Raw genomic sequence first — 12,786 nt, 5'->3', positions numbered from 1 at the left:
CTGGGCGCCGCGTCGCGGCTGATGGCGTCGGCGTCGGCGTCGGCCGGTCGAGATCTTGGTCTGCCGGAATGTTAGCGTATGAGCCCGCTTGAGCGCGGGAAACTGAAAGGGTAAAGCGAGGATGCGCGCAGGTGTGTTACTGAGGGTGTCGCGATGGTTACGCGCTGTTACGGGCCGGTGCGCCGGAGCGGGAAACCGTTAAGCCCGTGATTCCGACGACTTGGTTTTGCGGGCGAGCTTTCCGGCCGCCGCCCGGCACGCCGCGTCGCCGCGCGCCTGGCACGGGTTTGCGGGAGTCGCAGCACTGGTGGCTGCGGCCGTGACGCTGTCCATCAGGACGGGCGCGGCAGGCCGTTGTACACCCGCCGTCTTGCCGCCCTTGTCCCGCCGATGCTCAACCCACGCCAGAATCGCGACGCCTACCGATCCGCCAGGCAGCACGAACAGCCCCGCGAACAAAGCCAGTTTCCACCAGCGATGCCGGCCCTGAAAGCTATTCAACGCGGAATCGGTCAAGGAGCGGCCCAAGCCGCCAAGCGTGTTTTTGAGGTACAGCATCGGAGAATCCTTGGTTGCACGGCGCGGTCGTGGCGTGCGGGCAAGCGGTCAGAACATGGTCTCGGGTGTCCAACTTCTTCCGCACCTTGTCGGGGGCGATCGGCACGGCGATCAGCACGACGTTCTGGGAGAACGACACGATCTACCATCACGCGATGCTGGCCGATTCGGTGAATGTCTATTCGGCGAATACGAATGCCTATACCCATGCGCTGGCGGGCATCGGGCTTTCCGGCGACGGCGTTACCGCGCAGTTGAACCAGGTGGTGACCGCGCAGGCTTATATGATGCCCACCAACGACTTCTTCCGCATTTCCTGCGCGGCGTTTCTCGTGCTTGCCGTCCTGGTCTGGATCACCAAGCCGCGCAAGGGCGCGGGGCCTTCGTTAGGGCATTGAGGTTGTATCTCGATGCTTCGAGAAGAGACGCGCGGGCCTAATGCATTTGCATCGCCCACGCGTCCGAGCTTTGTACTACTACTGCGTCATTGCTTCGCCATTTGTGGCCGGATTGGATTGCCCCTGCGTAGCATCGGGATGCATTGCCGTGGGCGCGGGCTGCGAGGGATTCACACCACTTTGCGGCGCCCTCGCCACATTGCCGCGCACGTATTGCTTGAAGTCGGCGCCCGCTTCCCAAGGATTCGGTTTGCAGCCCAGCGAACCGTCGCAATGCGCGGCAAAGCCGATGGTCGCCGTGCCGTCCGGGTTCATGGTGCGCGTGATCTGATACGCCAGCGCGCGCTTGCCGCCATCCGGGCCCGCAGTCTGAATCAGCGAGTCGGTCGCGGATTCGATCTTGTAGGTGGAGTGGCTTGCCACCCACGTCTGCGCACGTTGCCACCAGACATCGCATTCCGCTTTGCTCGAACACGTCAACGGCTTTGTCGCGATCTGCATGACGTCCGGATCGACTTGCCCCTGCGTCGAACACCCCGCCGCCACGAAACCCAAACACAGCGCGGCCAACAGACCTTTGCTTATCACGTTGATACCTCCTTTACCTGGAGCGTGTCATGTCAGTTTGGACCGCTGCGCTGATGTGGTGTTTCATCTGCATCAAAGAATCGTCGGAACGGGCGGAGAATTTGCCGATCCTGTTCGCAGTTAAACAGCGCGCGACGAAGACGTTACCTGTGAACAAGAAAAAAGCGGCCAGGCAGGCCGCTCTTTCGTTACATCGGCGCGCTCGCCGCTCAGACGCTGAAGCGATTCAACGTATACGCGCGATAAGCCGCGACAAACGCGTCGAATGAACCGACTTCCTCGCGCTCGAGTTTGGCCTGCTCGGCCAGCGACTGCGTGGCGAGTTCGGCAAACGCCTGAGCCTGCGCGGCGTCGAGCGGACGCGAACGGAAATACGCGGCGTGCGCTTCGCTCTGCTCGAGACCAAACGCGAGGAAGCTCTGCTGCTTCTCGCGCATGGTCCGCAGCACGCGCGCCGACGGCGTCAGTGACACGTCCGCGAGCTTCGCGCGTTGAACGGCCACGGCGCGCGCATGCTCATCGCCGCCCCGCAGCGCGTCGAGCGCGGCAGCCGCCGCGTCGATCTTGCCCATCAGCTCGCCGGCCCAATCCATCATCGCAACCGGGCTGCCGTCGCGCGTCAGTTCGAGGCCGGGCTTGCGGCCTTCCATCGTGACGCGACCGAAGTTCCGATTGGCCTCGGCGTACGCCTCAGGCGGCAACGGCGCGCTGTCGTCGAGTGCGCAGACCAGCAGGTATGCATCGAGAAAACGCGACGTTTCCAGCGAAATGCCACTCGGCTCGAACGGATCGATATCCATGCAGCGCACTTCGACGTATTGCACGCCGCGCGCGGCGAGCGCATGCAGCGGACGCTCGCCCGGATGCGTGACGCGCTTCGGACGAATCGTCGAGTAAAACTCGTTTTCGATTTGCAGCACGTTGGTGTTGATCTGCACCCACTCGCCGTCGCGTTGCGTGCCGATCTGCTCATAGGCTGGGTACGGCTGGCTCACGGCTTTTGCGAGTGCGTCGAGATAGCCGGGCAGCGTGTCGTAGTCGGCATGCAGCGCGGCTTGCGCGGTGGTGTTCGAATAGCCGAGGTCGCTCATGCGCAGGCTGGTCGCATAGGGACGGTACAGCGTGTCGGCGTCGAATGTTTCCAGCGTGTGTTTGCGATCGCGGAGAAAACGCCGATCCAGCGCCGGCGACGCGCCGAATAAATACATCAGCAGCCAGTTGGTGCGGCGGAAATTGCGGATCAGCGCCAGGTAGCGCTCGGACTGGAAATCGACGGCGTTCGCGGTGGACTGCTGATCGACATGCAGGAGCCGCCACACTTCTTCGTTCAGCGAATAGTTGTAGTGGATGCCCGCGATGCACTGCATCGTGCGGCCGTAACGCAGCGCGAGGCCGATGCGGTACACGTACTTCAGCTTGCCGATGTTCGAGCTGCCGTAGTGCGCGATCGGAATGCCGTCGTCGGTGTCGGGCAGCAGGCCCGGCATGGAGTTGCTCCACAGGATCTCGTCGCCGAGTTGCGCGTAGACAAAGCGATGCAGCGTGTCGAGTTTCTCGAGCGTATCCGCGGCATCATGCTCGGGCGGCGTGATGAGTTCGAGCAGCGCTTCGGAATAGTCGGTGGTGAGCGACGGATGCGTGAGTGCCGAACCGAGCGCGCGCGGATGCGGCGTCAAGGCGAGCATGCCGTCGTGCGTGACGCGCAGGCTTTCCCTTTCGATGCCGCGCAGACCGCGCGTCAGCGCGTCGCGCTGCGGGCCTGAGGTCAGCACGGACAGGCGGTGCAGAAACGCGTCGGTCGTGCGCAGGGGTGTCGTGTTTGGCATTGATGCGAGTCGGGCGTTGTCGGCCGCCACGTGCCGCTTCACTGCTCGTGGCAGCACTGCGCGGTGGACGACGTTCGGCGGAATTTTCAGTAGCGGGCACTTTAACATTTCGCCACCACGGCTGCTTGAGGCCGCTTCGGCGGGCTATCCCAGCCGCCCATCCCGCGTGTTTTTGCAGATAAATCCGCGCGCGGCGCGGATCATCGTCGCTCATCCGGTACGCGGTGCGCGCACTTTGCGATGGCGGTTGCCGCCCTATGCTCGACTTCAGCCGCCGCGCGCGGTGCCCGCGCGGTCCGCCACCTCGTTCCACAGATGCATGGCCGCATACGCGCGCCACGGCCGCCATGTGTCGGTGCGCGCGCGTTGCTGCGTGGCCCGCGTGAGCGATGGGTCGCGCGCGCAGATCGATTGCATCAGCACGAGGTCCCAGGCGGGCCACGCGTCGGCGTCACGCCACGCGCGCATCGCGACATACTCGACGGTCCACGGGCCGATGCCGGGCAGCGCGAGCAACGCGGCGCGCAGGTTGCTCGCATCGACGACATTGCTGTCGAGCGGCACCTCGTCGCTGGCCACCGCATGCGCGAAGCCTTGCAGCGCCGCTACGCGTTTGCCCGGCATGCCGATCTGCGCGAGATCGACCGCGGCCAACGCGGCGGGGGTCGGAAAACGCCAGGCGGTGTTCTCGTGCGGATGCCCGTCGATGCGCTCGCCGGCGCGCTGCACCAACCGTCCGATGATGGTGGTCGCGGCCTTCACGCTGACCTGCTGGCCGACGATCGCGCGCACCACCAGCTCGAAGCCCGACCACGCGCCCGGCACACGCAGACCGGGGACGGCCTCGACGAGCGGCGCGAGCCACGGATCCACGGCGAGTTCCGCGCCGATCTTTTTCGGGTCGGCATGCAGGTCGAACATTTTCGCGATCGGCGCGGCGAGCGCGTCCGCGTGACGGCTCACCGGCCCCTCGATGCTCGCGACGATGCAGCGTTTGCGCGGATGCAGCCGCACGTTCAGCGTGCCGCTGTCGCCGGCCCAGTCAATCGCGCGACGATAGGCGCCGTCTTCCACCGCTTCGACGCCGGGGGTCGCGCGTCCGCTGAAAAAGCGCAGCAGGCGCGGCCAGTCGAAGGGTGGCTTGAACGGCAGTTCGAGGGTTGCGACATCGTCTTCAAGCGTGCTCACGCGGCGTGATCCAGTTTGGTGGTGACCGTTTCGGCTGGGTTATTGTCGGCGAAGACCGGGGTTTTGCGGCGCGGTTGGTCGAGCTTGCGGCCGGCATGCTGCGTTTCGTTATCGAGCAGCGCGGCCTTGCGCGGCAGACCCCAGCGATACCCCGCCAGCGCCCCGCCCTTTTGCACCACGCGATGACAAGGAATCGCCAGCGCCACCGGATTCGTCGCGCACGCGGTCGCGACCGCGCGCACCGCGCGGGGCGAGCCGACCGCTTCGGCGATCTGCGAATAACTGCGCGTTTCGCCGTAGGGAATACGCCGCAGCGCGTCCCACACGCGCTGCCGGAACGCGCTCGCGGCGATGTCCAGAGGCAGATCGAAGTCCTGACGGGTGCCGCGCAAATAGCCGTCGATCTGCGCGATGAACGGAGCGAGCTGTTGGGAATCTTCCAACAGCTCCGCATTGGCAAACTCGCCGCGCAGTTCGTCGATTAGCAAGGCGTCGTCGTCGCCGAAACCGATCTTGCAGATGCCTTTGTCCGTGGCCGCGATCAGCACGAAGCCCAGCGAAGTCGGCGCACTCGCATAGCGCACGGTCAGCCCGGCGCCTTTGCGGCGATACGCGGACGGCGCCATGCCAAGCTCAGCCGGCGCGCTGTCGTACATGCGCGACGGCGAGCCGAAGCCCGCGTCGAGCGTGGCGCGCGTGACGTCCGCGCCGCTCTGCAGCGCGTCGCGCAATGCGGCGCCTCGCTGCGCGGCCTGGTACTGACGCGGCGAGACGCCCACCACGCGCTTGAACAGCCGCTGAAGGTGAAACGGGCTCACGTGCACGGCGTCGCTCAATTGCGCGAGCGTGAGACGCTGCTGCGGATCGGCGTCCAGCGCGGCGCACGCGCGCCTGACGATTTCCAGCTCGCGCGGCAGGCCGCCCGGCTGGCATCGCTTGCAATCGCGAAAGCCCGCGGCGCGCGCGGCGGCGGCGTCGGCGAAGAACGCGACGTTCTCACGACGTGGCTGCCGCGACGCGCACGACGGGCGGCAGAACACGCCGGTCGTCTTGACCGCGTAGAAGAATGCGCCGTCGGCGCGCGGTTCGCGGCGTGTGACGGCGACCCAGCGTTCGTCGTCGGAAGTCCAGCTGGCGGTGTCTGGGAGGGTGCCGATGGCGGTGTTACCGGTAGTGGGTTTCATGATGGTCCCGGATAGGCAGGCAGTGTCGATGCTCACCAATGTAGGCCGTATGTCGACACCCTACGCCCCGGTTCTTGCTCTGTCATCGCGCTTATTCATAGGGTGAAAACGGCAGCCAAACGGTCGTTTTGCCCCAAAGTGCGACATTTTGGCTCGATATCGGGTTTTCCCTTAAAAAGTTATTGCGTCGCATCAACCCGGTGTGTATATTAGTACCTGTCTCCTCCATGTCTCCTCCTGATATGGATTCAGCCCGCTCCACATAGAGCGGGCTTTTTTTCGCCTGTACGTTCCGAATTCTCCGCTTTGGGTCTCCGCGTGATCCGGCCCTCCAGGCTAGTGTCACCGCCGCGCTCGCGGCGCCGCCCTTTCTCCTACACTGGCTAATCATGAATGCTGCGAACCGGCCAGGGGCCTTCGACATGAAAATTCACATCCGCGAAATCGACCACGTCGTCATCCGGGCGATGAACATCGAGGCCATGGCGCGTTTTTATTGCGACGTGCTTGGATGCAGCCTCGAAAAGGAGCAGCGCGATCTGGGCCTAACGCAATTGCGCGCGGGGCGCTCGTTGATCGACCTGTTGCAGGTCGGCGCGAAGCTCGACCACGCCGAAAACGGCACGCCGGGCGCGGGCCGGAATATGGATCACCTATGTTTGCGCGTCGAACCATTCGACGCCGAAGCGTTCAAGGAGCATCTTGCCGGGCACGGCGCGCGGCTGGGCGAGCAGGCATTGCGCTACGGTGCGGACGGCTTCGGGCCGTCGCTGTATCTGTTCGACCCGGAAGGGAATATGGTCGAACTCAAGGGGCCGCCGGAAGCGGCGCGGGTCACGTCGCTGTAGACGAGAGAGCCGTCAGGCGTTGGCAGGCGCTTTCAGCACCGTCCATTCGATCTTCACCGCATCGGCCTCGGCGCTGCCGAGCCAGGCTTCCCCCTCCTGCACCGTGCATTGGAGACGCATCGTGCGTTCGGCAAGCGAGCCGAGCGCCGCCGCGATGTCTTCACCCAGCGTCCACACCGTCACGTTGCGCATGCGTTCCACCTTGTTGCGCACGCCCTGCCACCAGATGTCCGACGCGCGGCCGCCGTACGCGATCACGATCACCTCGTTGGAGCGGCCGCTCGCCTTGGCGATGCGCCGTTCGTCCGGCTGGCCGACTTCGATCCAGGTTTCGATCGCGCCGGTGAGATCTTTCCGCCACAAATCCGGTTCATCCACGTCCGACAAACCTTTGCAGAACTCGAGGCGTTCCTGCGCGAACAGCGCGAAGGCGGCGACGCGGACCATCATCCGTTCGTCGGTTTCCGAGGGATGGCGAGCGATCGTCAGTGAATGATCGGCGTAATAGTGCCGGTCCATGTTGGCGATCTGCAATTCCGCCTTGTAAATCGTCGATTTGAGAGCCATGCCGTCGCTAAACCAGGCGCTCGCTCCACCGGAGCGAACAGAAAAAGAATCGTCGACGGCGCGTTGCCGTCTTCCGTGTTTGTTGTACATCGCAATTCTCCCGCGCCGTCGGCCGCCGGCCATGCCCACGGGAGAAGCACTTATCGCGCCACGGCCGCTTCGAAGGCCGTGCCGTATACCTCGGCGGCGGCTTCCCGCAAGGCTTGCAGCACGACCACGGCCCCCGGCGAAAGAAGATGCGACTGGCGCGTGATGATACCGAATGTGTCCATCCTGCACGGCAAATCTATCGGCACGCGCTTCAGGACACCGTACTGTTGGTACTGACGCGCCACTTCGTCGGGCAAAACGGCCAACATGTCGCTTTGAAGCAGAAGGCTCGAAATCGCCAGAAAATTGTTCGTATTGACCACGTTTTGCGGCGGATTCAGCCCGATTTGCGAAAACATCAGGTCGAACCGATGGCGCAGCACGCTGCCTGGCGGATGCAAAACCCAGCTAGCGTTGACGATTCCGCGCAGTGTCAAACCTGTCTCATTTTCGAGAGGATGACCGGGGCGAGCCACCACGCAAAGCGGTTCGTCCGCGAGCGGTTCGTAGCGGATTTCGGCCTTGAACTGGTTCTGCCGCTCCAGCACCCGCCCGACCATGATGTCGAGCTCGCCTTCGGCTAGCCGCGGCAGCATCACGTCCGAGGTTTCCACCTCCGCCCAGATCTGCAGCTGCGGATACCGTTCCTTCACGCTGGCGATCGCGCGCGGCACCATCGTCGCGGCGGCCGCCGCAATCACGCCGATGCGCACCTGACCCGCGAGGCCGGAGCGCAACGCGGAGATTTCGTCGTGCGCGTGGCTCAAATTCGACAACACCATGCGCGCGTGCCGGATCATCACCTCCCCGTACAGCGTCGCGTGCATGCCATGCGGCGTGCGGTCAAACAGGCTGACTTCCAGCATGTCCTCCAGCTCCTTGAGCAGACGCGAGGCGGCGGGCTGGGTCATGCCGAGCACGTCGGCGGCCCGGCGCACGTTGCCCTCCTCCTCCATCGCCGCCAGCAGTAGCAACTGGCGCGTCTTGAGTCGCGCACGGACGAACCAGTTCGAGTAGCTACGCGTCATCGATTGTCTCCCAGCATTGTTTTTGTTGAACGGCCTCCGGCCGCCTTTGCCCGGCGGTTTGGCCCGCTCAGGGTCTCCATGATGCCATACCGAAACTGATATCGGGATGGCTTAAAAAGGGATTGGAAAGTTATTGGGGGCGCTCATACCATTCGTGGACTTTCCAGGACTCCCACGTGACGCCCTTCCGTCGATGAACCGCGATCCGCTCGTTCCGCTCGTTACCAGCCCGTTTCGCCATTACATCAATGGCGGATGGGAGACGCGCGCGACCGCGGGAGTGTCGTTCAACCCATCGGACCTGGACGAACCGGTCGGCGAATACGTGCGTGCGGACGTTCGGCAGACCGATGCGGCAATTGAAGCGGCGCACGCGGCGTTTCGCGACTGGTCGCTAGCGTCGGCGCAGCGCCGCGCGGATGCACTCGATGCGATCGGCACCGAGATGCTTGCGCGCCGCGACGAACTCGGCCGGCTGCTCGCGCGCGAAGTCGGCAAGACCCTGCCCGAAGCGCTTGCCGAAACGATGCGCGCCGGCCAGCTTTTCAAGCTGTGCGCCGCCGAAGCGCTGCGCGCGTTGGTCGAGCCGCTGGCGTCGGCGCGCGCCGGCGTCGAAATCGACGTGACGCGCGAGCCGCTGGGCGTGATCGGCATCATCGCGCCGTGGAGCGCGCCGCTGGCGATCGCCGCCGCGAAGCTCGGCGCCGCGCTCGCCCACGGCAATTGCGTCGTCTTCAAGCCGGCCGAATCGACGCCGGCCTGCGCGGCGGCGCTGGCTTCGATCATCAGCCGCGCCGGCCTGCCCGCGGGCGTGTTCAACCTCCTCATGGGCAGCGGCCGGCAGGTCGGCGCGCGGATCGTCGCGCATCCGCTGGTGGCGGCGATCGGCTTCACCGGCGCGTCGGAAACCGGCAAGCGCGTGTTGCAGGCCGCAGCCTCCCGCCAGGCGCGCGTGCAATTGCAGATGGGCGGCAAGAATCCGTTCGTGGTGCTGGCCGACGCCGATCTCGACACCGCGGTCGAGGCGGCGTTGAGCGGCGCCTATGGCTCGGCCGGGCAGCGCTGTACGGCGGCGGCCCGTCTGATCGTCGAGCGCGCGGTGTTCGAGCCGTTCGTGGACGCGCTGCGCGCGAGGCTCGCCAGGCTCTCGGTCGATCACGCGTTAAAGCGCGGCACGGATATCGGACCGGTGGCGAACGCCGCGCAACTGGAGCGCAACCTCGACTACGTGCGCATCGGACAACAGGAAGGCGCGCAACTGTTGCGCGGCGGAAAGCCGCTGGAGCGGGCAACGCGGGGCTACTTTTTCGAACCGGCGCTGTTCATCGGCGAACCCGAGCACCGCATTGCGCGCGAAGAAATTTTCGGCCCGCTCGCGGTCGTGCTGCGCGCCGACGACTACGACCACGCGCTGCATCTCGCGAACGACACGGCCTACGGCCTGTGCGCCGGCATCTGCACCCGCTCGCTCGAGCGCGCGCGGCATTTCCGCCGCCACGTTCAAAGCGGGCTCGTCACGATCAATTTGCCCACCACCGCCGTCGAGCACCACGCGCCCGGCGGCGGCCGCAAGGCGTCTGCCTACGGCGCGGCCGACGCGGCCTTCTGGACGGCCGTCAAAACGGCCTACGTGGCGGGCTGATCGCGATGACCGTCACGCATTGCACCGCACCTCGTGGCGCTGATCGCGCAGCAGCAGTTCGATGCGCGTCGCATCCCATGCCTCATTCGCGCCCCGGTTGACGCCGCCGCGCATAGCCCTGCTGCAAACCAACGACATCAATGCAGCTTTTCAACCTCAGGAGACAGGCATGACCAGCAAGCTTCGCCGTTTGACCCTCACCGCGATGGCCGCCGCCGCCCTCGCCGCGCCGTTCGCCGTGCAACTTTCCGCGCACGCGGATCAGCAGCTCAAAGTCGGCTTTCTCGTGAAGATGCCGGAACAGGCGTGGTTCATCAACGAACAGAAAGCCGCGACCGCGCTCGGTCAGAAGGATGGCTTTTCGGTCGTCAAAATCGGCACGCCGGACGGCGAAAAAGTGCTGGCCGCAATCGACAACCTCGGCGCTCAAGGCGCGAAAGGCTTCGTGATCTGCGCGCCCGACGTGCGCCTTGGACCGGCGATTCAGGCGCGCGCGAAGCGCTACAACATGAAGTTCGTCACCGTCGACGATCAACTGGTCGACTCGACCGGCAAGCCGCTGCCGAATGTGCCGCACCTGGGCATGTCCGCATTCAAGATCGGCAACCAGGTCGGTCAGGCGCTCACCGACGAAATGAAGCGGCGCGGCTGGAAGCCTGAAGAAGTCGGCGCGCTGCGCATCACGAACTACGAATTGCCGACCGCGAAACTTCGCACCGACGGCGCGACGCAATCGCTGCTGGCCGGCGGCTTCAAGAAAGAAAACATCTTCGACGCCCCGCAAAAGACGACGGATGACGAAGGCGGTTTCAACGCCTCATCGCCGGTGCTCGCGCAGCATCCGAACATAAAGAAGTGGGTAATTTTCGCGCTCAACGAGGAAAGCGTGCTGGGCGGCGTGCGCGCAACCGAGCAGCTGCATATTCCCGCGGCGGACGTGATCGGTGTCGGCATCAACGGTGCGGGCGAAGCCTTCGCCGAATTCCAGAAGAAGGAACCGACAGGCTTCTTCGGCACGATTGCCGTGAGCTCGACCAACCACGGCAAGCAGAGCACGGAGAACCTCATCGAGTGGATCAAGGACGGCAAAGAGCCGCCCGCCGATACGCAGACCACAGGCAAGCTGATGGTGCGCGGCAACTGGCAGGACGTGCGTAAAGAACTCGGCATTTAAGTCGGATTCGAGTCCGCAGGTTCTGGCGGACCGCCTCGCGCTATGTGAGACCGGCCCGCGCTGTCGTGAGCACAGTTGTCCACCCGTTCGAGGTTTTTTCGATGACGTCCTTACCCACCGAGTCCCACCGCGGCGCAACGGCGCTGCCTGCGCAAGCGCCCTCGCCTTCGCCCGTATCCGGCGCCGCATCGTATCTGCAACTCGACGGCATCACCGTGCGCTTTCCCGGCGTGCTTGCGCTCGACCAGGTGTCGCTCGAAGTGCGGCGCGGCGAAGTGCATGGCCTGATGGGCGAAAACGGCGCCGGCAAATCGACGCTGCTGAAGGTGCTGTCCGGCGTGAATCAGCCGGCGGCGGGCACCCTGTGGCTCGATGGCGTCGTGCAGCAGTTCAGCACGACCAAGGCGGCCATTGCGGCGGGCGTTGCGATCATCTATCAGGAACTGCATCTGGTGCCCGAACTGACCGTTGCGGAAAACCTGATGCTCGGTGCGCTGCCCAATCGTTTCGGTGTACTGGACGAAAAGGCGCTGGTCGCGCGTGCGGTGCGTGAGCTGGAACGGCTCGGCGAGAAGATCGATCCGTCGCAACAGGTGAAGAATCTGTCGATCGGCCAGCGGCAGATGATCGAGATCGGCAAGGCGCTGATGCGCGACGCGCGTGTGATCGCCTTCGACGAACCCACCAGTTCGCTGTCGTCGCGCGAGACCACGCAACTGTTCCGGATCATCCGCGCGTTGAAGGCCGAAGGCCGCGCGATCATCTACGTCACGCACCGGATGGACGAAGTGTACGAACTATGCGATCGCGTCACGGTGTTTCGCGACGGCCGCCGCATCGACACCTTCGAAGCGGGCGACGGACTCGATCGCGACCGGCTGATCAGCTGCATGGTGGGCCGCTCGATCGCGGACGTGTACGGCTACCGCTCGCGCGAACTCGGCGACGTGCAGCTCGATGTCAAAGGTCTGATGGGACCCGGCCTGCGCGAACCGGCTTCGTTCGCGGCGCGCAAGGGTGAAATCGTCGGCTTCTTCGGGCTGGTCGGCGCGGGCCGATCCGAGTTGATGAAGCTGATCTACGGCGCGGTCAAACCGGCCGCCGGCGAGATCACGCTCAAAGGCAAGCGGGTGCGCTTCGCCACGCCGCGCGATGCCGTGCGCGCAGGTGTCGCGCTGTGTCCGGAGGATCGCAAGCAGGAAGGCATCGTGTCGATCGCCTCGGTATCGGACAACCTCAACATCAGTTGCCGCGGTCATTTCAGCCGCTTCCACGTGCTCAACGGCCGCAAGGAAGCGCAGACCGCGAGGGAATTCATCGGCAAGCTCGCGATCAAGACGCGCAACGGCGACACGTCGATCGGCACCTTGTCCGGCGGCAATCAGCAAAAGGTGATCCTGTCGCGCTGGCTCGCGGAAGACATCGACGTGTTCCTGATGGACGAGCCCACGCGCGGCATCGACGTCGGCGCGCGCAGCGAGATTTACGGGCTGCTGTACGGACTCGCTGATGCGGGCCGCACGGTCATCGTCGTATCGAGCGATCTGGCCGAGGTGATCGGTGTCACGGATCGCGTGATCGTGATGAAGGAAGGCCGCATCCTCGGCGATCTGTCGAAGGCGCAGGCCACCCCGGATGCGTTGATCAAGCTCGCGCTGCCCCGCTGACGCCGCCCCGCTCACCCGACTCGACCCC

11 protein-coding genes and 1 pseudogene are annotated in these 12,786 nt (G+C 64.9%); 5 read left to right on the top strand and 7 right to left on the bottom strand.

Translation table 11 applies throughout. The features are described from left to right. Positions 1-198 precede the first annotated feature (198 nt). Entirely contained in the window at positions 199-558 is a 360-nt protein-coding gene (locus PQR02_RS01200) for a hypothetical protein (protein WP_408224220.1), read from the bottom strand. Positions 559-617: 59 nt separating this feature from the next. On the opposite strand from PQR02_RS01200, the pseudogene PQR02_RS01195 reads away from it, so the two are divergent. Beyond that, positions 618-956: pseudogene (locus PQR02_RS01195) on the top strand (MFS transporter); the annotation flags it as partial. A 78-nt stretch (positions 957-1,034) separates the two neighbouring features. Here PQR02_RS01195 and PQR02_RS01190 read toward each other — a convergent pair. From PQR02_RS01190 to ada, 4 genes are all read right to left on the bottom strand, one after another. Continuing rightward, on the bottom strand, positions 1,035-1,544 hold the full coding sequence (locus tag PQR02_RS01190; protein ID WP_408224217.1) for a hypothetical protein: 510 nt from the start codon (positions 1,542-1,544) through the stop codon (positions 1,035-1,037). A gap of 209 nt (positions 1,545-1,753) precedes the next feature. Beyond that, on the bottom strand, positions 1,754-3,370 hold the full coding sequence (gshA, locus tag PQR02_RS01185; RefSeq protein WP_408224214.1) for a glutamate--cysteine ligase: 1,617 nt from the start codon (positions 3,368-3,370) through the stop codon (positions 1,754-1,756). Positions 3,371-3,637: 267 nt separating this feature from the next. Next, a complete protein-coding gene (locus tag PQR02_RS01180; protein ID WP_408224211.1) occupies positions 3,638-4,558 on the bottom strand; it encodes a DNA-3-methyladenine glycosylase family protein in 921 nt (306 codons plus the stop codon). Further along, the gene (ada, locus tag PQR02_RS01175) at positions 4,555-5,742 is read right to left on the bottom strand and encodes a bifunctional DNA-binding transcriptional regulator/O6-methylguanine-DNA methyltransferase Ada (RefSeq protein WP_408224208.1); all 1,188 of its coding nucleotides are present in this window, start codon (positions 5,740-5,742) and stop codon (positions 4,555-4,557) included. Before ada ends, PQR02_RS01180 begins: the two co-directional genes overlap by 4 nt. 422 nt (positions 5,743-6,164) lie before the next feature. Here ada and PQR02_RS01170 point away from each other — a divergent pair, with 422 nt between their 5' ends. Beyond that, on the top strand, positions 6,165-6,590 hold the full coding sequence (locus PQR02_RS01170; RefSeq protein WP_408224205.1) for a VOC family protein: 426 nt from the start codon (positions 6,165-6,167) through the stop codon (positions 6,588-6,590). Between the two features lie 12 nt (positions 6,591-6,602). On the opposite strand, the gene PQR02_RS01165 is transcribed toward PQR02_RS01170, so the two are convergent. Together PQR02_RS01165 and PQR02_RS01160 are read right to left on the bottom strand one after the other, a co-directional pair. Next, positions 6,603-7,157, bottom strand: coding sequence for a YaeQ family protein (locus PQR02_RS01165; protein WP_408224202.1), 555 nt, complete (start codon positions 7,155-7,157; stop codon positions 6,603-6,605). A 140-nt stretch (positions 7,158-7,297) separates the two neighbouring features. Then, positions 7,298-8,275: a LysR family transcriptional regulator gene (locus tag PQR02_RS01160; RefSeq protein ID WP_408224199.1), complete on the bottom strand. Its 978-nt coding sequence runs from the start codon at positions 8,273-8,275 to the stop codon at positions 7,298-7,300. Between the two features lie 193 nt (positions 8,276-8,468). Here PQR02_RS01160 and PQR02_RS01155 point away from each other — a divergent pair, with 193 nt between their 5' ends. From PQR02_RS01155 to araG, 3 genes are all read left to right on the top strand, one after another. After that, entirely contained in the window at positions 8,469-9,917 is a 1,449-nt protein-coding gene (locus PQR02_RS01155; protein ID WP_408224196.1) for an aldehyde dehydrogenase family protein, read from the top strand. A gap of 169 nt (positions 9,918-10,086) precedes the next feature. Next, positions 10,087-11,091 carry an arabinose ABC transporter substrate-binding protein gene (locus tag PQR02_RS01150; RefSeq protein ID WP_408224193.1) on the top strand — a complete coding sequence of 335 codons (1,005 nt, stop codon included), beginning with the start codon at positions 10,087-10,089 and terminating at the stop codon, positions 11,089-11,091. 101 nt (positions 11,092-11,192) lie between these two features. Further along, positions 11,193-12,758: an L-arabinose ABC transporter ATP-binding protein AraG gene (gene araG, locus PQR02_RS01145; protein ID WP_408224190.1), complete on the top strand. Its 1,566-nt coding sequence runs from the start codon at positions 11,193-11,195 to the stop codon at positions 12,756-12,758. Positions 12,759-12,786 lie beyond the last annotated feature (28 nt).

Origin of the sequence: Paraburkholderia sediminicola (assembly GCF_046026895.1) — a bacterium.
In the GTDB taxonomy this organism is placed as follows: Bacteria; Pseudomonadota; Gammaproteobacteria; order Burkholderiales; family Burkholderiaceae; genus Paraburkholderia; species Paraburkholderia sediminicola_C.
The sequence above is the reverse complement of the archived record's forward strand: the minus strand, read 5'-3'. Positions and strand labels throughout refer to the sequence as shown.